Source organism: Pseudoalteromonas arabiensis, from assembly GCF_001550155.1.
Lineage (GTDB): Bacteria > Pseudomonadota > Gammaproteobacteria > Enterobacterales > Alteromonadaceae > Pseudoalteromonas > Pseudoalteromonas arabiensis.
On the sequence record NZ_LRUF01000021.1, the window covers coordinates 231638 to 248415 of the forward strand.

Genomic DNA, 16778 nt, shown 5'->3' on the forward strand with positions numbered 1-16778 from the left:
GCACTATATATGGTTAAATCCATCAATAGGCGAATGCCAATTGAAATCAGCTTGCCAATCCAGAGCAGCATCAACACTGGGTATATAGCCCCATAAAGCAGTAGCACTATACATATTGGCTGCTTTTGCCGCTTGGATGTCGCGCTCCGCATCCCCTATATATAAACAACGACTGGGATCAACATTGAGGATCTCAGCAGTATGCAGTAGTGGATCTGGAGATGGCTTCGCCACGTCTAGTGTATCTCCACTCACCACAGCCATAGCATTACTTAAAGAAGGGATTGCTTTGACTAACGGCTCTGTTAAAAAACCTGGTTTATTAGTCATAATGCCCCATTTAATGTCTTTTTGTTCAAGTGCAACTAAGAGCTGCTCTATACCCTTAAAGCATTTACTGTGCACAGCAATATCTGCAGCGTAGTAGTCAAGAAGCTGCTGGCGCAAGGCGAGTTGTTCAAGTTCGGGCCATTTATCACCAAAGCCTACTTCTAATAATGCATTTGCACCATTAGAAGCTGCGGGGCGATAAACATGCTCAGCAACAGGCGCCACATTGGCATCAGCTAAGACACGGTTTAATGCGCCACCTAAGTCATCTGCGGTATCGAGTAGTGTGCCATCTAAATCAAAGATAAACGCATCAAAATCGATAGAGGGTGTTTGTACACCACTCATCAGACCAGTTTCTCAAAGTGAAGAATGTAATTAACACTGACATCATCATTTAAGCTGTACTGCTTAGAGAACGGATTATAGGTAAGGCCTGTACTGGCTCTTACTTTTAAGCCTGCCTCTTCTGCCCATGCAATAAGCTGTGCAGGTTTTATAAACTTCTTGTGGTCATGAGTACCTTCGGGCACCATTTTTAAAAGCTTTTCAGCGCCAACAATGGCAAATAAGTATGCTTTCGGGGTTTTATTTAATGTTGAAAAGAACACATCGGCGCCCGGTTTGGCAAGTTCTGCTACAGCACGAATAATAGAAGCAGGATCTGGAACATGCTCCAGCATTTCCATACAAGTGATCACATCAAAGCGAGCAGGGTGCTCTTCAGCAAACTCTTCTGCGGGTACTTTAATATAATCAACGGGCACGCCGGTTTCCAAACTGTGTAGTTTGGCAACGGTTAATGGCTCTTGACCCATATCGATGCCGGTCACCTTTGCGCCCATACGTGCCATACTTTCACTTAAGATGCCGCCGCCACAGCCAACATCTAAGGTTTCTTTATCAAATAAGCCGCCCACTTTATCGGCAACAAAATCCAAGCGAAGAGGATTTATTTCATGAAGAGGTTTGAACTCTCCGTCGCGGTCCCACCAACGTTCTGCGATGGCTTCAAACTTTGCAATTTCTGCATTATCTACATTTTGATGTTCGGTCATAAAAAACTTCCTCGTCAATCTGAGGCCATTATATAGGGGTAAATTAATAAATCGCAAAGATTTAGCGCCTGTAAATCTAAATAAATTGTGATAGCATGGTCTGGAAATAATAACTAAAGCTCTGAAGACGGCGCTTTGCCTCTTTATGAGTCAATACTGAAGGAATGTGAAATCAAATGACTGATCTCGCCAATGAAATTCTGCCAGTCAATATTGAAGATGAATTAAAAAATTCCTACCTTGATTACGCGATGAGTGTAATCGTAGGGCGTGCATTGCCAGACGTACGTGACGGCTTAAAGCCTGTTCACCGCCGTGTTTTATTCGCAATGAACGAACTCAATAATGATTGGAATAAACCTTACAAGAAATCAGCACGTGTTGTTGGTGATGTAATCGGTAAGTACCACCCACATGGCGACAGCGCGGTATATGACACCATCGTTCGTATGGCGCAGCCTTTCTCATTACGCTATATGCTAGTTGACGGCCAAGGTAACTTTGGTTCTGTTGATGGTGACTCTGCGGCAGCAATGCGTTATACGGAAGTCCGTATGGCGAAAATGTCACATGAATTATTAGCTGACTTAGAAAAAGAAACGGTTGATTACGTACCTAACTACGATGGTACTGAGCAAATTCCTGACGTATTACCTACTAAAGTACCTAACTTATTAGTAAACGGTTCTTCGGGTATCGCGGTTGGTATGGCGACAAACATTCCACCTCATAACTTAACAGAAGTTATCAATGGTTGTTTAGCGCTTATTCAAAACCCTGATATGACAATTGCTGACCTTATTGAATATATCCCAGGTCCAGATTTCCCGACTGCGGCGATTATCAATGGTAAAAAAGGTATTGAGCAAGCGTACCTAACGGGTCGTGGTAAAGTTTACATTCGTGCTCGCGCTGAAATCGAAGTGGACGAAAAAACTGGCCGTGAGACGATCATCGTCCACGAAATCCCTTATCAAGTTAACAAAGCACGCCTTATCGAAAAGATCGCTGAGCTTGTTAAAGATAAGAAGATTGAAGGTATTAGCGCACTACGTGATGAATCAGATAAAGACGGTATGCGCATCGTTATCGAAATCAAACGTGGTGATGTTGGAGAAGTAATCTTAAATAACCTTTATGCACAAACTCAGTTACAAACTGTGTTTGGTATGAACATGGTTGCACTAGATAACAACCAACCTAAGTGCTTTAACCTTAAAGAAATGCTTGAAGCGTTTATCGTACACCGCCGTGAAGTGGTTACACGTCGTACGGTATTTGATTTACGTAAAGCCCGTGACCGTGCTCACACGCTTGAAGGCTTAGCGATTGCTCTTGCGAATATCGATCCGATTATTGAACTGATTCGTAAGTCACCAACACCAGCAGAAGCAAAAGCAGCATTAACAGCACGCTCATGGGAGCTGGGTACTGTTAAAGCAATGCTTGAAAAAGCAGGTGAAGATAACGTTGCACGTCCTGATTGGTTAGCTGATGATTTAGGTATCCGTGACGGTCAATACTATTTATCTGAGCAACAAGCACAAGCAATTCTAGACCTACGTTTACACAAGCTAACGGGTCTTGAGCATGAAAAGATTTTAGACGAGTACCAAACACTCCTTGATCTTATTGCTGAGCTTTTATTTATACTTTCAAGCCCAGATCGCCTAATGGAAGTTATCCGCGACGAGCTAGTAGAAATTAAAGAGCAATATGGTGACGAACGTCGTACTGAAATCAGTGCAGCAGCTCACGATATCAGCCTTGAAGACCTAATTAATGAAGAAGACGTTGTTGTAACGCTTTCTCACGAAGGTTACGTTAAGTATCAACCATTATCTGACTACGAAGCACAGCGTCGTGGTGGTAAAGGTAAGTCAGCAACGAAGATGAAAGATGAAGATTTCATCGAACGTCTATTAGTTGCCAATACACACGATACTATCCTGTGTTTCTCAACGGCAGGTCGCTTATACTGGCTTAAAGTATATCAGTTACCACTTGCAAGCCGTGCGGCGCGCGGTAAGCCAATTGTTAACTTATTACCACTTGAAGCGGATGAACGTATTACTGCTATCTTACCGGTACGTGAGTACGAAGAAGATAAATACATCTTCATGGCGACTGCGTTCGGTACAGTTAAGAAAACACCACTTACAGCATACAGCCGTCAACGTGCCAGCGGTATCATCGCTGTGAACCTAAATGAAGGCGATAGCCTAATTGGTGTTGATATCACTGATGGCACGAATGAAATCATGCTATTCACTGATGCGGGTAAAGTTGTTCGCTTTAAAGAAGCGGAAGAATCAGCTGTCGTTGATGAAAACGGCAATGCAGTTCTAGACGAAAATGGTAACCCAGAAATCCGCTTCAAAGGTGTACGTCCAATGGGCCGTACAGCGACGGGTGTTCGTGGTATTAAGATGGCAGACGATCAACGCGTGGTGTCATTAATCGTACCTAAGTCAGATGGTGCAATCCTCACTGTGACTGAAAATGGTTACGGTAAGCGTACGGCACTTGAAGATTACCCATCGAAGAGCCGTGCAACGCAAGGTGTTGTATCAATCAAAGTAAGCGAGCGTAATGGCGCTGTGGTTGGTGCAGTACAAGTTGATGACAACGACGAAATCATGATTATCTCTAATCGCGGTACACTCGTACGTACTAGGGTTAATGAGGTTTCTACAGTTGGTCGTAATACACAGGGCGTTATTTTGATACGAACTATTGACGAAGAGCAAGTAGTTGGTTTACAACGTATCGAAGAAATCGAAGTTGATGAGCTTGAAGCCATCGAAGGCGAGGCCGTTGAAGTAGTCGATACAAATCCTGAAGAAACGGGTGATAACCCACCTTCAGAATAACATTGATTTAAAAAGCGGCTTCGGCCGCTTTTTTTATTAGCACTATAATTACTGGAATGAGGCAAAGTAATGACTAAATATAATTTTTGTGCAGGACCGGCAATGCTGCCGCCGGCAGTAATGCAAAAAGCACAAAAAGAATTTATAGATTGGCAAGGTTTAGGTGTATCTGTGATGGAAATCAGCCATCGCAGTAGTGATTTCATAGAGCTCACAGCTAAATGTGAAGCTAGCCTGCGTCGTTTAATGAATATTAGCGATGAATTTGAAGTGTTATTTATGCACGGTGGTGGCCGTGGTCAATTTAGCGCTGTGCCATTGAATCTTCACCTTAATGATAAAACCGCCGTTTATTGTGAAAACGGTGTATGGTCGAAAGGTGCGACACAAGAAGCCGCAAAATTTACTGCTGTTGAAAGCATCAATGTTCGTGATGATGAGCAGCAAAATGGCCAGTTTTCTATCAAACCAGCGAGCAGCTGGGAATTACCTGCGGATGCATCGTACATTCACTATTGCCCAAATGAAACCGTAGATGGTATTGAAATTTTTGATGTGCCTTCACATCCATCAGCCCCCATTGTGGCTGACATGTCTTCGACTATTTTATCGCGTGAAATTGATGTGAATCAGTTTGATCTTATTTACGCTGGTGCACAAAAGAATATCGGTCCGTCTGGCTTATCGATTGTTATTATCCGCAAAACGCTACTTGAGCGCGAGGGCCTTGCAAAGCCAGGTATTCTTGATTACGCATTAGAAGCAAAACAAGGCAGTATGTATAACACGCCACCTACATTTGCGTGGTACTTAGCAGCTGAAGTCTTTGAATGGCTTGAAGCAAATGGCGGCGTTAAAGCCATGGAAGAGCAAAATATCGCAAAAGCAGAGCTACTTTACAATTTTATTGATAACTCTGATTTTTATAATAATAAAGTTGCTAAGCATTGCCGTTCACGTATGAACGTACCGTTTTGGTTAAACGACGAATCGCTTAATGACAAGTTTATCATTGAGTCAAAAGAAGCAGGCTTATTAGCTCTTGAAGGCCACCGTATTGTCGGTGGTATGCGTGCAAGTATCTATAACGCGATGCCGTTAGAAGGTGTTCAAGCTTTGGTTAATTTTATGGATAAATTCGCCAAGGAGAACAGCTAATTATGGAACAGCTTCGTCTTGAACCGATTACAAAGGTAAATGGCAGTGTGACACTGCCTGGCTCAAAAAGTTTATCAAACCGTATTTTACTGTTAACAGCGCTGGCAGAGGGCACCACAGTTGTAGAAAACCTACTTGATAGTGATGACATTCGTCATATGTTAGGTGCACTAAAACTTTTAGGCGTTAATGTATCGCTTAATGAAGATAAAACAGTGGCAACTGTCGAAGGTGTTGCCGGTAAATTTAAAACACCTAGCGAGCCGCTATTTTTAGGCAATGCCGGTACTGCTTATCGTCCACTTACAGCTGTTTTAGCTGCTGTTGAAGGCGAATACCAACTGGTGGGTGAGCCTCGTATGGAAGAGCGCCCAATCGGCCATTTGGTTGATGCGCTACAAGCACTTGGCGGTGATGTTGAATACCTAAAAAGCAAAGATTATCCACCACTGGCCATTAAAGGCGGCAAAATCAACGGTGGTAAAGTTGACATTGATGGCAGCATTTCAAGTCAATTTTTAACTGCATTATTAATGGCAGCCCCGCTATTTAATGGCGACACAGAAATCACTATTAAAGGCACCTTGGTATCAAAACCTTATATCGATATCACCCTTGATGTGATGAAGCGTTTTGGCGTTACTGTGAGCCATGACAATTACGAAACGTTTTACGTTAAAGGCTGTCAACAGTATCAAGCACTTGAACGTATTATGGTTGAAGGGGATGCATCTAGTGCTTCTTACTTCGTTGCGGCAGCTGCAATAGCGGGCGGCGAAATTGAGATCAATGGGGTAGGTGCTGCATCTGTTCAAGGCGACATTGGCTTTGCTAAAGTCATGGAACAAGTTGGCGCTAAAATCGATTGGTACGATGAAAAGCTGGTGGTTCGTAAGGGAGAGCTTAACGCCGTAGATATTGATGCCAATGCAATCCCAGATGCCGCAATGACGCTAGCAACTGTTGCGCTTTTTGCAAAAGGTAAAACGGCCATTCGCAACATTTATAACTGGCGCGTGAAAGAAACAGATCGCTTATATGCCATGGCCACAGAGCTTCGAAAAGTAGGTGCTGAAGTTGTTGAAGGGGAAGATTTCATCGAAATTACACCACCTAAAACATTTAACGATGTAGCGATTGATACCTATAACGATCATCGTATTGCCATGTGCTTTGCGATGGTGGCAGTTGGCGGTAAGCCAATTACCATTAACGATCCTAAGTGTACATACAAAACTTTTCCAACGTTTTTCAAAGTACTAGAGTCTGTCTCAACTCAATAAAACAGAAGAAAATATAAAAAGTTACACTCTAAATGCGGATCTATTATCAGAACTGACGTATAATATCGCGGTTTTATTTTGGTGTGCATTGCAGGAGGTTATAAATGCAGGCGTTATCAATGCCCGTTATCACCATAGATGGCCCAAGTGGTTCAGGTAAAGGAACTGTTTGCCGCTTGTTAGCCGAGAAATTAGGTTGGGATGTATTAGACAGCGGTGCGATTTATCGTGTGTTGTCACTTGCGGCACTCCATCATCAAATTGAATTAGACAATGAAGAAGGTCTTGTTCCTCTTGCTGCAAATTTAGATGTGCAATTTTTGGTTGATAGCCAAGCACACACATCGAAAATTATTTTGGAAGGCGAGGATGTCACAACCACAATTAGAAACGAAGAAGTAGGCGCTGCTGCCTCAAAAGTAGCAGCACTGCCGCGAGTTAGAGAAGCATTGTTACGCCGCCAGCGAGCATTTAGAACTGAAAATGGTTTAATTGCTGATGGTCGTGATATGGGAACGGTCGTGTTCCCTGATGCACCACTGAAGATATATTTAACTGCCTCTGCTGAGGAGCGCGCGCGTCGACGTTTTACAGAGTTGAACGAACGTGGTCTAGATGTTACACTAAGTGGTCTACTTGAGGATATAAAGGCGCGTGATCATCGCGATATGAATCGTGAAGTTGCGCCGCTTGTACCTGCAGATGACGCCATTGAAATCGACACAAGTGATTTTAATGCAATGCAAGTGTTTGATAAAGTTGTAACTTTGTTAGATGAAGCCGTGCTTGCAGGTAAGCTTCCTAAAGCTAAAAAGTAAATTTTTAAGGTGCCGGCAGGAGGCCAGTGCTATTTTAACAACCCCATGCAGCATGGTTGCTAATTGGTTATTTAATTATTTAGAGACGTATAATGTCAGAAAATTTTGCGCAGTTATTTGAAGAAAGCCTAAAGGGTTTTGAAGCAGAGCAAGGCTCTATCGTTAAAGGTACAGTTATCTCAATCGAGAACAACATCGTACTTGTTGATGCTGGTCTTAAATCTGAGAGTGCAATCCCTGCTGAGCAATTCAAAAATGCTGCTGGTGAACTAGAAGTTGCTGTTGGCGACGAAGTAGATGTTGCACTAGATGCAATCGAAGACGGTTTCGGTGAAACTATCCTTTCTCGTGAGAAAGCGAAGCGTCACGAAGCGTGGATCCGTCTTGAGAAAGCGTGTGAAGAGCAAGAAACTGTTACTGGTGTTATCAACGGTAAAGTTAAAGGCGGTTTCACTGTTGAAGTTGATTCAATCCGTGCTTTCCTACCTGGTTCACTTGTTGATGTTCGTCCAGTACGTGACACAACTCACCTTGAAGGTAAAGAGCTTGAGTTCAAAGTAATCAAGCTTGACCAAAAACGTAACAACGTTGTTGTTTCTCGCCGTGCAGTTATCGAATCAGAAAACTCACAAGAGCGTGAAGAACTTCTTGCTAACCTTGTTGAAGGTCAAGAAGTTAAAGGTATCGTTAAGAACCTTACTGACTACGGTGCGTTCGTTGACCTTGGTGGTGTTGACGGTCTACTACACATCACAGACATGGCGTGGAAGCGTGTTAAGCACCCTTCAGAAATCGTTAATGTTGGCGACGAAATCGCAGTTAAAGTTCTTAAATTCGACAAAGAGAAGACTCGTGTATCTCTAGGCCTTAAACAGCTTGGCGAAGATCCATGGGCAGCTATCGCTGGTCGTTACCCAGAAGGTTCTAAGCTTTCTGGTCGTGTAACTAACCTTACTGACTACGGTTGTTTCGTTGAAATCGAAGAAGGCGTAGAAGGTCTAGTACACGTTTCTGAAATGGATTGGACTAACAAGAACATCCACCCTTCAAAAGTTGTTTCACTAGGTGACACTGTTGAAGTTATGGTTCTTGAAATCGACGAAGAGCGTCGTCGTATTTCTCTTGGTCTTAAGCAATGTATTGCTAACCCATGGCAAGAATTTGCTCGTCTACAAAACAAAGGCGACCAAGTTACTGGTAAGATCAAATCAATCACTGACTTCGGTATCTTCATCGGTCTTGAAGGCGGTATTGACGGTCTTGTTCACCTTTCAGACATTTCTTGGAACACGCCAGGCGAAGAAGCTGTACGTGAATTCAAGAAAGGCGACGAAATCACTGCTATCGTATTGCAAGTTGACCCAGAGCGTGAGCGTATCTCTCTAGGCGTTAAGCAAATCGAAGCTGACCCTTTCAATAACTACCTGGACGCAAACAAAAAAGGTGCTATTGTTAAAGGTAAAGTGACTGAAGTTGATGCGAAAGGCGCAACTGTTGAGCTAATCGAAGGCGTTGAAGGTTACATCCGTGTAGCTGATATCGCTCAAGAGCGTGTTGAAGATGCTACAACTGTAGTTTCTGAAGGCGACGAAATCGAAGCGAAATACGTTGGTGTTGATCGTAAGAACCGCACTTTAAGCTTATCAGTTAAAGCTCTTTTCGAAGCAGAAGAGAAAGAAGTACTAGAGAAGCTTAAGAAAGAAGAGCCTGCGTTCGAAAACGCAATGGCTGCAGCATTCAAAAATGCTCAAAAAGACTAATCAATAGTCTTTAATTGGAAGGGCAGTTTTGCCCTTCCTTTATCTCTTTTTAAGGAAACGTTATGACTAAGTCAGAATTGATAGAACAACTAGCTGAACAACATGCACATATCCCAGTGAAAGATGTTGAAAATGCCGTTAAAGAAATTCTTGAACAAATGGCCGGTTCATTATCTAGCTCAGATCGTATTGAGATCCGTGGCTTTGGAAGTTTCTCATTGCATTATCGTTCTCCACGCACAGGTCGTAATCCAAAGACTGGCGAAACAGTTGAGTTAGACGGTAAGCACGTACCACATTTTAAACCAGGTAAAGAATTACGTGATCGCGTAAATGAGAGTATTGCCTAGTTTTATACAGGAGTAGTTACTTGTTTAGGGTATTAAAAATTGTATTAATAGCGCTGTGTTTATTTATTGCGTTTGTACTTGGTTCACAAAATCCACAATTGGTGCAAATCAACTATTTAATTGCCAGTAATACGTTGCCCTTAGCTGTTGTAATAAGTATCTGCTTTGTTTTAGGTGTCGCCATTGGTTGTTTTATAAGCTTTACACTGTTTTCGCAGTTAAAGTGGCAAAATTATCGCTTAAAGAAAAAGTTAGCGCCTGAAAAAAACAATAAAAAGCTTGTTGCTAATAAAGACACCTAATCATGATTGAGCTTCTGTTTTTACTTTTACCCGTTGCAGCCGGTTACGGTTGGATAATGGGTAAAAACAGTGCTAAAAACCAAGCTCATCAGCTTAATAGACAAATCACCTCTGAATATTCTAAAGGCCTTAAATTTCTCTTAGACAGAGAAGAAGATCAAGGCTTAGAACACCTTATTAATCTACTTGAAGTCGCTGCTGATTCAGTTGAACACTACTCAACACTTGCAACCATGTTCCGCCGCCGTGGCGAGCTTGACCGCGCAATTAAAATTCATGAGCTATTATTAAAACACCCAAGCCTTGATGAGCAACAAGCTGCTACTAGCCGACTTGAGCTTGCAGAAGATTATATTATGGCAGGCTTATTAGATGGTGCAGAAGAACACTTAGTTTGGCTTGTAAAGGCAGGAAACAAAGACGCGTTAGAGCCAATTATTAATCTTTATTCACAAACCCGTGAATGGGAAAAAGGCATCAATATGTACGAGGCGCACAGTGATTTGTTCACTAAGCCTCAGCATATAAAAGCCATTGCCAACTTTTACTGTGAAGCGGCCTTACAAGATAATGATACGCAAATTATGCGTAAAGCCATTAGCTTAAACCACAAAGCTATTCGCCCATTGTATGAGCTTGGCCACAGTGCATTTATTAAAGAAGACTACGTAAAAGCAATCTACTATTGGCGTGAGCTAATTTGCCAATTTACCTTTTTTGCCCCTGTATTTGTTGAACAGCTAGCTATAAGTTACGAAAAGCTTAATTTAACTCATCAATTTCATGAGCTACTCAACGAGTTGCTCGATAAGGGTGGGGTACTTATAAAAATAAAACACTGCCAAGCTTTACTAGAACAAGGTCATATTGATCAAGCAATCAAATTTTTAACGGATAGTTTAAAACGTCATCCAACTATCCGTGGCTTTAGCTTTTTATTACAGCTACTTGCCAAACAAAACAACGATATTAAAGATGTACTCGATCAAATTGATAAGCTAGTAACGTCTTATATCGCAACCAAACCTGATTTTCAGTGCCAGCACTGTGGCTTTACCAGTCATACCATTTATTGGGTATGTCCATCTTGTAAGCACTGGGAAACAATTGTTCCAAGCCGTGGCATAGACGGTTTTTAATTCATATTAGTCCATTAGTTTTTAGGAAAGTTATGTCTGTCGAAGATTCAAAAAAAGTATTAATTGCCCTTGATTATGATGATCAACAAACAGCTCTTGCGTTTGTAAAGCAATTATCACCTGATGCGTGTCGCCTTAAAGTAGGTAAAGAAATGTTCACGTATTTTGGTCCTAGCTTTGTTAAGGAACTAATCGACTTTGGGTTTGATGTATTCTTAGACCTAAAATTTCACGATATTCCAAACACAGTGGCTAAAGCTGTGACAGCGGCTGCAAAAATGGGTGTATGGATGGTTAACGTGCATGCCTCTGGTGGCGTTGAAATGATGACTAAAGCAAAACACGCTTTAGAACAGTTTGGTGATGATGCGCCATTACTGATTGCAGTAACTGTACTAACCAGTATGGATGCCGCAGAGCTTACTCGTTTAGGTGTAGATAAAACCCCAGAAGAGCAAGTAATTTACCTCGCAAAGCTTGCCAAAGAATCAGGCCTTGATGGGGTAGTGTGCTCAGCACAAGAAGCGAAAAAGCTAAAAGCAGAACTAGGCGCAGACTTTAAACTGGTTACCCCTGGTATTCGTCCTGCAGGCAGCGATGCAGGTGACCAAAAGCGCATCATGACACCAAAACAAGCTGTAGAAGATGGCAGTGACTATTTAGTTGTAGGCCGCCCAATCACTCAATCGGCAGACCCAGTTGCAACATTAAAAGAAATTAACGACTCACTAAAATAACTTTTGTTATTTTAAAATAGTTTTTAAAGAGCATTGTAGGCACGGTTTTTATCGCGCTAAATACAGTGCTCTTTTTGTTTGTGATGTTACCGCTAAATCTTAAACTTAAAATCAATTATTTAACCTGCTTAATTGCTAGGGTAGCAGCCTTTTGACGTGTGAAAATAAAGCTGTTAGCTTCTCAGTCCAACAAGCGATTATGCAACATAAACTGCGTGTCGCATAAATACCAAAGTGTTAGGTATTTAAGAGATAGTTTTAGTTCCTATAAACTTCTAGTGCCACCTTGGTTATATCAATATTTTTAATGGCTGGATTTAAGAAATTTGGTGATGCAGTATATTGATTGACAATAAAATACCCTAAGCGATATAGTTCTACACTTAAAGGAATCAGGGATGATTGTTAGCTACCTTTTAGTTAAATAATCTCCTAATACCATGGAGTATAAAAATGGATTTAGCCACCGCAAGCCCACAAAAAAATGCCCTTACTTTAGAAAGGTTTGAAGAACATCTACATAAGGCGATTGATAAACCAACCACGAATTTTCGAATGATAAGAGTAGGTCCTCCTAGACAAGGCAGAAGAAGAGAAATAAAAGTTCATAATGGCGCTCACCGAGCAACATGGGCTAAAACAACCATTAATAGTCGTTTGAGAACCATTAGCATTAATGTATTTCTTAACTTTAAGCAAAATAATTTAAGGCAGGCAGATTATAGAAAATTAAAAGCTCTCGCTATGGAGGGGATTAAGCAGTATTGGTCTAATACTATTACTGTTGGTGGGGTGCGCTTTAACGTAATAGTCAACGCTTTACATAAAAGCAGCAGTGATGCTATTCCTGTTGACTTAAAAATAGAAGACAGTCCTGATTATAACAGGTCAATAAACCCTGCAATATTAGGTATAGATGCAAGCTTTATCTACCAAAGAGGTCAGAGCGCGAACCGTATTCCACAAAAACAAATTGATAATGATTTTAAGTTAGTTTCAGCGCATGAATTTGGTCATTCTGTATTAATGTACGTTGGTGGTATCAGTTTATCTTGGGGTCATAAAGGTTCTACTAACCCGCTATTTCAGAATATAAAATCATCTACACCTGGATATCCTATGAGCGGTAACCTTGATTTAATGAAATATTATGATAAGAACAAGCAAAAAGAAGAAAAATTTCAAAGGGTCAATGATTCAATTGCCATGGAAATAGATATTAAACGCTTAATATGGAGTTCTGAAATCCTATGGAAAGCTTAATAAAAACTTGCAAGTATTTACTGATAACACTGGTGACTATCCTACTCAGTGCCTGTTCAAACATTTACTGGGGAAATATTATAAATGAAACCAACGAAGTTATTAGAGTGAAGCTTACCTTTGTTAACGAATACGGCACTCATTTTTTGGAAATGAAACCAATCAAAGCGAATGAAAATAGTATATGGGAATATGAACAGTCATCACTGTTAACAGACAAAATGGATAAAGATTTATCTACGGTTGAGGCAACAAATTATGCAGGTTGTACCATTATTTTTGACCGTAAAGAGATAGAAAAAAAAGTTGGAAACAACAGGCAGATAATAGTGATTGAACCTCAAGATTTTATCGATGCTTGCAGTGAAAAGTAAATATGGACTTGATAAACATCATGGAAATTAAACCACATGAACCTTAAATCGATACGTGGTTGATTAATAACTTAAATACCTAACAAGGGTTTTCAAGTCGGACTCGTAGCAGTTTACTCGGTTCCACTTAGTTTCACATTTTGGCAAACAATTACTTGCCTCTTAAAACGCCGTGAGTTTACCAATCAAGAACTTCACCCTAAATTCAAGTATAGGTGAAGAATCAATCATAAGTGGTTTTGTGGTAGTTGTGACTGACTGAGTACGGCTACAACTAAAATGAAGCCGTCTTCTTTTGTAAAGTAAGCTGTGTGCTTACCAACAGGGAAGTAAAATCCTTTGGGGTAAATGTTCTCGCAACGTCGACCAACCTCTGGATTTTCAGCAAGCATTTGAAATCCAGTCAGTAACGTATCTTTGTAGTTGAGCCACTGCATCTGTGAAAAATTATTAACGGTGTAGTTTTTTATTTTTAATAAATGAGCCTGAGCTAATTTGCTAAGTTTGTATTTATGCTCTTGCATAGCGCATTACAAGGCGCTTAAAAAGTCTTCACCATCGACCACATTGCCTTGCGCTAAGTCTTGTTTGGCTGACTCGAAGCAATGTTTGAGGTAATCAGCTTTCATTGCCTCTAGCTCTTCAAAATCTTTAATAGACATTACTACTACGGCGTCTTTACTGTTTTTGCTAATCTTTACTGGCTCACGCTGGGCGCTAAGAAGTAGTTCACCAAAATTACGTTTCGCATCATTTGCTGTTAATGTGTGCATGGTCCAATCTCCAAATCTGGATTTACAATAAGATTATAGCTGGCCGCATGAAATGTTCAATCTAATTAAATCGTGCGATCTTTAGGGGCTTCGGCATTGTGTTGCTCACATCTTAAAAGAGCATTTCCAATGTCAGATCATGGCACAACGCTGTCTTTCATTTCTAAATAAAATTGCTCAAAATAGTGTTAGAAAATTTATAGCGTCTACTCATTAAAGCTATCAATACCTCAAAAACCAAAAAAGAGTAAAGCTTTTCACTTTACTCTTTTCTTAATCACTTAATACAGACGAGCTTACAGCTTACTTCAACCTAATCGATGTCGCTTCAATATCAATCAAACCTTGCTTAAACAAACCGCCAATGGCTTTTTTGTAGTTTGCTTTACTGGTTGAGAAAGTCTTTTTAATTGCTTCAGGGTCTGACTTATCACCTAGGTGAAGTACGCCGCCTTCGGCTTTTAATTTGTCTAGGATTTTTTCGCCTAAGTCGTTTACTTTGCCCATGCCTGGCTTTTCAAGTAGTACATCGATTTTGCCGTCTTCACGTACTTTTTGAATAAAGCCTTTTAAACGCTGGCCAACAAATAGCTTTTTAAATACCGTGTTGTAGTAAACAACACCAATGTGAGCTTCGTTTACAAGTACTTTGTAGCCTAGGTCTGTTTTACCGGCAACGATTAAATCAACTTCTTCCATTACAGAGTAAGTTGGTTCATCTTTTGATAAAAACTTATTAAAGTTGCTTGATGCACAAATACGTTGGCTGGCGTTATCTAGGTATAAACGTACAAGATAAGAAAAGCCGTCTTTCATTTTTGGCTTTTGTTCGTTGTATGGCGCTAGTACGTCTTTTTCGAGGCCCCAATCCAAAAACGCACCAGTGCTGTTGATTGCTTTAACACGTAGTAGGGCATATTCGCCCACTTCAGCTAAAGGTTTTTTAGTGGTGCCTGTTGGGTGACCTGCGTGATCTAAGTAAATGAATACTTGCACGCTGTCGCCAGCTTCTAGTTCGTAATCAATTTCTTTGCTTGGTAAGAATACTTCGCCTAAATCACGGCCATCTAAATAAGCACCTTCGTTAGATATTTCGTTAACGAAAAGGGTTTGTGTGGTTCCTAAAATACTCATTATTATTCCTGTTCTGGCTTTTTCTTACGGCGCATTGGAGCAAAACCATCTACATCAATTGGTGCTTGAATAGGGGCTTTTGGCTTTTTAGGGGATGCTTTGCGTTTTGGTTTTGCAGGTTTAGCAGCCACTTTTTTCTCTGCTTTTTTCCAAACTGTGTTTGGTTTTTTCTCACGCAGACCTTTAAATTTACCAACAAGGCCGTCAACGGTGAAAAAGCTTAATTCATCATTTAAAAATGCTTTAATTGCTTTGTAACTTGGCCAATCTTTTGGGCCAACTAACGAAATAGCAGTGCCTTTAAAGCCTGCGCGACCAGTACGACCAATACGGTGCACATATTCTTCAGCATGTTTTGGTAGGTCAAAGTTAATTACGTGGGTCACGCTTAATAAATCAAGACCACGTGATGCAACATCGGTAGTGATCAAAATTTTGAAGTTTTCACGGCTAAAGGCATCCATGATTTCAAGGCGTTTAGCCTGAGTTAAGTCACCCGCGAGTGCTTGCGCTTTAAAGCCTTTATCATTCAATAGCTGGCTTAAACGCTGAGTGTCGGCACGTGTTGCAGTGAAAATAATACATTGGCCAACATTGTCTTGTTTTACAAAGTGCTCAAGTAGGGCTTCTTTGTGATCTAAGTGATCAGCTAAATAAAGCTGCTGAGTAATGTCACTATGTTGCTCGTTAGAGGCACTTAATAAAATTTGTTTTGGTGAACGTAATAAGTTACGTGACAGGGCATCAACTTGTGCATGGTCAAGGGTTGCTGAAAACAATAACGTTTGGCGTAAACGGTGATCAGCAAGCTCGTTGATCATTTTAACTTGCTCGGTAAAGCCTAAATCTAAAATACGGTCAGCTTCATCAAAAATTAAAAGCTCTAAGCCTGAAAGCTGTAATGAGCGTTGACTTAAATGGTCAGCTAAACGCCCCGGAGTTGCCACCACAAAATGAGGGTCTTTACGAAGTGCTTTAATTTGGTCATTAAAGTTTTCACCACCCAGTACTTTTACGGCACTAATATTTGTGCCAGCAATTAACAGTCTTAATTGGCTGTATACCTGGGTTGCTAATTCGCGGGTAGGCGCAACGATTAAAACGCGAGGGTCGCGTTTACTGAGTGCTTTTTGTTTCATTACACGTTGTACAGCAGGTAATAAAAACGCCAGCGTTTTGCCCGATCCTGTTTTTGACTGTGCAAAAATATCATGGCCTGCGATAGCTGTTGGTACCGCGTGAGCTTGAATGTCAGTGGGCTGGGTGATGCCTTGATGCGCAAGTTGTTTTTCGAGGCGTGTATCAATCCCAAGTTCAGTAAAATGCAATGCGTAATCTCCGATGAGCAAAATTTGTAAATCCTGTTCATTATAACGCACTTGCCTCACTTGGAGACAGTAAAAACACAGCTATTTCGCATCAGTTT

The 16778-nt window shown here is 41.0% G+C and carries 17 protein-coding genes; 11 read left to right on the top strand and 6 right to left on the bottom strand.

Annotation, left to right across the window (positions count from 1 at the left end; translation table 11 throughout):
- Window positions 1-3: 3 nt before the first annotated feature.
- Both PAARA_RS10670 and ubiG read right to left on the bottom strand, forming a co-directional pair.
- Window positions 4-678 (bottom strand): HAD family hydrolase, encoded by a 675-nt coding sequence (locus PAARA_RS10670; RefSeq protein ID WP_062569020.1) that lies wholly within the window; start codon window positions 676-678, stop codon window positions 4-6.
- Complete coding sequence (ubiG, locus tag PAARA_RS10675) at window positions 678-1388, bottom strand: bifunctional 2-polyprenyl-6-hydroxyphenol methylase/3-demethylubiquinol 3-O-methyltransferase UbiG (protein ID WP_062569021.1); 711 nt, start codon at window positions 1386-1388, stop codon at window positions 678-680. Before ubiG ends, PAARA_RS10670 begins: the two co-directional genes overlap by 1 nt.
- 176 nt (window positions 1389-1564) lie before the next feature.
- Between ubiG and gyrA the strand changes: the two genes are divergently transcribed.
- From gyrA to PAARA_RS10730, 11 genes are all read left to right on the top strand, one after another.
- A complete protein-coding gene (gene gyrA / locus PAARA_RS10680; RefSeq protein WP_062569022.1) occupies window positions 1565-4261 on the top strand; it encodes a DNA topoisomerase (ATP-hydrolyzing) subunit A in 2697 nt (898 codons plus the stop codon).
- Between the two features lie 69 nt (window positions 4262-4330).
- A complete protein-coding gene (gene serC, locus PAARA_RS10685; RefSeq protein ID WP_062569023.1) occupies window positions 4331-5419 on the top strand; it encodes a 3-phosphoserine/phosphohydroxythreonine transaminase in 1089 nt (362 codons plus the stop codon).
- 2 nt (window positions 5420-5421) lie between these two features.
- Complete coding sequence (gene aroA, locus PAARA_RS10690) at window positions 5422-6702, top strand: 3-phosphoshikimate 1-carboxyvinyltransferase (protein ID WP_062569024.1); 1281 nt, start codon at window positions 5422-5424, stop codon at window positions 6700-6702.
- A 104-nt stretch (window positions 6703-6806) separates the two neighbouring features.
- Window positions 6807-7520: a (d)CMP kinase gene (gene cmk, locus PAARA_RS10695; protein WP_062569025.1), complete on the top strand. Its 714-nt coding sequence runs from the start codon at window positions 6807-6809 to the stop codon at window positions 7518-7520.
- A 92-nt stretch (window positions 7521-7612) separates the two neighbouring features.
- On the top strand, window positions 7613-9280 hold the full coding sequence (gene rpsA / locus PAARA_RS10700; RefSeq protein ID WP_062569026.1) for a 30S ribosomal protein S1: 1668 nt from the start codon (window positions 7613-7615) through the stop codon (window positions 9278-9280).
- Between the two features lie 62 nt (window positions 9281-9342).
- Window positions 9343-9630, top strand: a complete 288-nt coding sequence (gene ihfB, locus PAARA_RS10705) for an integration host factor subunit beta (protein WP_062569027.1) — start codon at window positions 9343-9345, stop codon at window positions 9628-9630.
- Between the two features lie 20 nt (window positions 9631-9650).
- Window positions 9651-9932, top strand: a complete 282-nt coding sequence (locus PAARA_RS10710) for a lipopolysaccharide assembly protein LapA domain-containing protein (RefSeq protein WP_062569028.1) — start codon at window positions 9651-9653, stop codon at window positions 9930-9932.
- A gap of 2 nt (window positions 9933-9934) precedes the next feature.
- A complete protein-coding gene (gene lapB, locus PAARA_RS10715; protein ID WP_062569029.1) occupies window positions 9935-11071 on the top strand; it encodes a lipopolysaccharide assembly protein LapB in 1137 nt (378 codons plus the stop codon).
- A 32-nt stretch (window positions 11072-11103) separates the two neighbouring features.
- Window positions 11104-11808, top strand: coding sequence for an orotidine-5'-phosphate decarboxylase (pyrF, locus tag PAARA_RS10720; protein ID WP_062569030.1), 705 nt, complete (start codon window positions 11104-11106; stop codon window positions 11806-11808).
- A gap of 453 nt (window positions 11809-12261) precedes the next feature.
- Entirely contained in the window at window positions 12262-13071 is an 810-nt protein-coding gene (locus PAARA_RS10725; protein WP_062569031.1) for a hypothetical protein, read from the top strand.
- Entirely contained in the window at window positions 13059-13445 is a 387-nt protein-coding gene (locus tag PAARA_RS10730; protein WP_062569032.1) for a hypothetical protein, read from the top strand. The genes PAARA_RS10725 and PAARA_RS10730 overlap by 13 nt, the downstream gene beginning before the upstream one ends.
- 227 nt (window positions 13446-13672) lie before the next feature.
- On the opposite strand, the gene PAARA_RS10735 is transcribed toward PAARA_RS10730, so the two are convergent.
- The 4 genes from PAARA_RS10735 to PAARA_RS10750 form a co-directional block, all read right to left on the bottom strand.
- Window positions 13673-13969, bottom strand: coding sequence for a type II toxin-antitoxin system RelE/ParE family toxin (locus tag PAARA_RS10735; protein WP_062569033.1), 297 nt, complete (start codon window positions 13967-13969; stop codon window positions 13673-13675).
- 6 nt (window positions 13970-13975) lie between these two features.
- Window positions 13976-14218: a type II toxin-antitoxin system Phd/YefM family antitoxin gene (locus tag PAARA_RS10740; protein WP_062569034.1), complete on the bottom strand. Its 243-nt coding sequence runs from the start codon at window positions 14216-14218 to the stop codon at window positions 13976-13978.
- Between the two features lie 303 nt (window positions 14219-14521).
- Window positions 14522-15352, bottom strand: coding sequence for a CvfB family protein (locus tag PAARA_RS10745; protein ID WP_062569035.1), 831 nt, complete (start codon window positions 15350-15352; stop codon window positions 14522-14524).
- A gap of 2 nt (window positions 15353-15354) precedes the next feature.
- Window positions 15355-16680: a DEAD/DEAH box helicase gene (locus PAARA_RS10750; protein WP_062569401.1), complete on the bottom strand. Its 1326-nt coding sequence runs from the start codon at window positions 16678-16680 to the stop codon at window positions 15355-15357.
- Between the last annotated feature and the right edge of the window lie 98 nt (window positions 16681-16778).

Excerpts from the sequence above, each read along its gene's own strand:
- PAARA_RS10670 (WP_062569020.1), bottom strand. The coding sequence starts at position 678 with ATGAGTGGTGTACAAACACCCTCTATCGATTTTGATGCGTTTATCTTT.
- ubiG (WP_062569021.1), bottom strand. The coding sequence starts at position 1,388 with ATGACCGAACATCAAAATGTAGATAATGCAGAAATTGCAAAGTTTGAA.
- gyrA (WP_062569022.1), top strand. The coding sequence starts at position 1,565 with ATGACTGATCTCGCCAATGAAATTCTGCCAGTCAATATTGAAGATGAA.
- serC (WP_062569023.1), top strand. The coding sequence starts at position 4,331 with ATGACTAAATATAATTTTTGTGCAGGACCGGCAATGCTGCCGCCGGCA.
- aroA (WP_062569024.1), top strand. The coding sequence starts at position 5,422 with ATGGAACAGCTTCGTCTTGAACCGATTACAAAGGTAAATGGCAGTGTG.
- cmk (WP_062569025.1), top strand. The coding sequence starts at position 6,807 with ATGCAGGCGTTATCAATGCCCGTTATCACCATAGATGGCCCAAGTGGT.
- rpsA (WP_062569026.1), top strand. The coding sequence starts at position 7,613 with ATGTCAGAAAATTTTGCGCAGTTATTTGAAGAAAGCCTAAAGGGTTTT.
- ihfB (WP_062569027.1), top strand. The coding sequence starts at position 9,343 with ATGACTAAGTCAGAATTGATAGAACAACTAGCTGAACAACATGCACAT.
- lapB (WP_062569029.1), top strand. The coding sequence starts at position 9,935 with ATGATTGAGCTTCTGTTTTTACTTTTACCCGTTGCAGCCGGTTACGGT.
- pyrF (WP_062569030.1), top strand. The coding sequence starts at position 11,104 with ATGTCTGTCGAAGATTCAAAAAAAGTATTAATTGCCCTTGATTATGAT.
- PAARA_RS10725 (WP_062569031.1), top strand. The coding sequence starts at position 12,262 with ATGGATTTAGCCACCGCAAGCCCACAAAAAAATGCCCTTACTTTAGAA.
- PAARA_RS10730 (WP_062569032.1), top strand. The coding sequence starts at position 13,059 with ATGGAAAGCTTAATAAAAACTTGCAAGTATTTACTGATAACACTGGTG.
- PAARA_RS10735 (WP_062569033.1), bottom strand. The coding sequence starts at position 13,969 with ATGCAAGAGCATAAATACAAACTTAGCAAATTAGCTCAGGCTCATTTA.
- PAARA_RS10740 (WP_062569034.1), bottom strand. The coding sequence starts at position 14,218 with ATGCACACATTAACAGCAAATGATGCGAAACGTAATTTTGGTGAACTA.
- PAARA_RS10745 (WP_062569035.1), bottom strand. The coding sequence starts at position 15,352 with ATGAGTATTTTAGGAACCACACAAACCCTTTTCGTTAACGAAATATCT.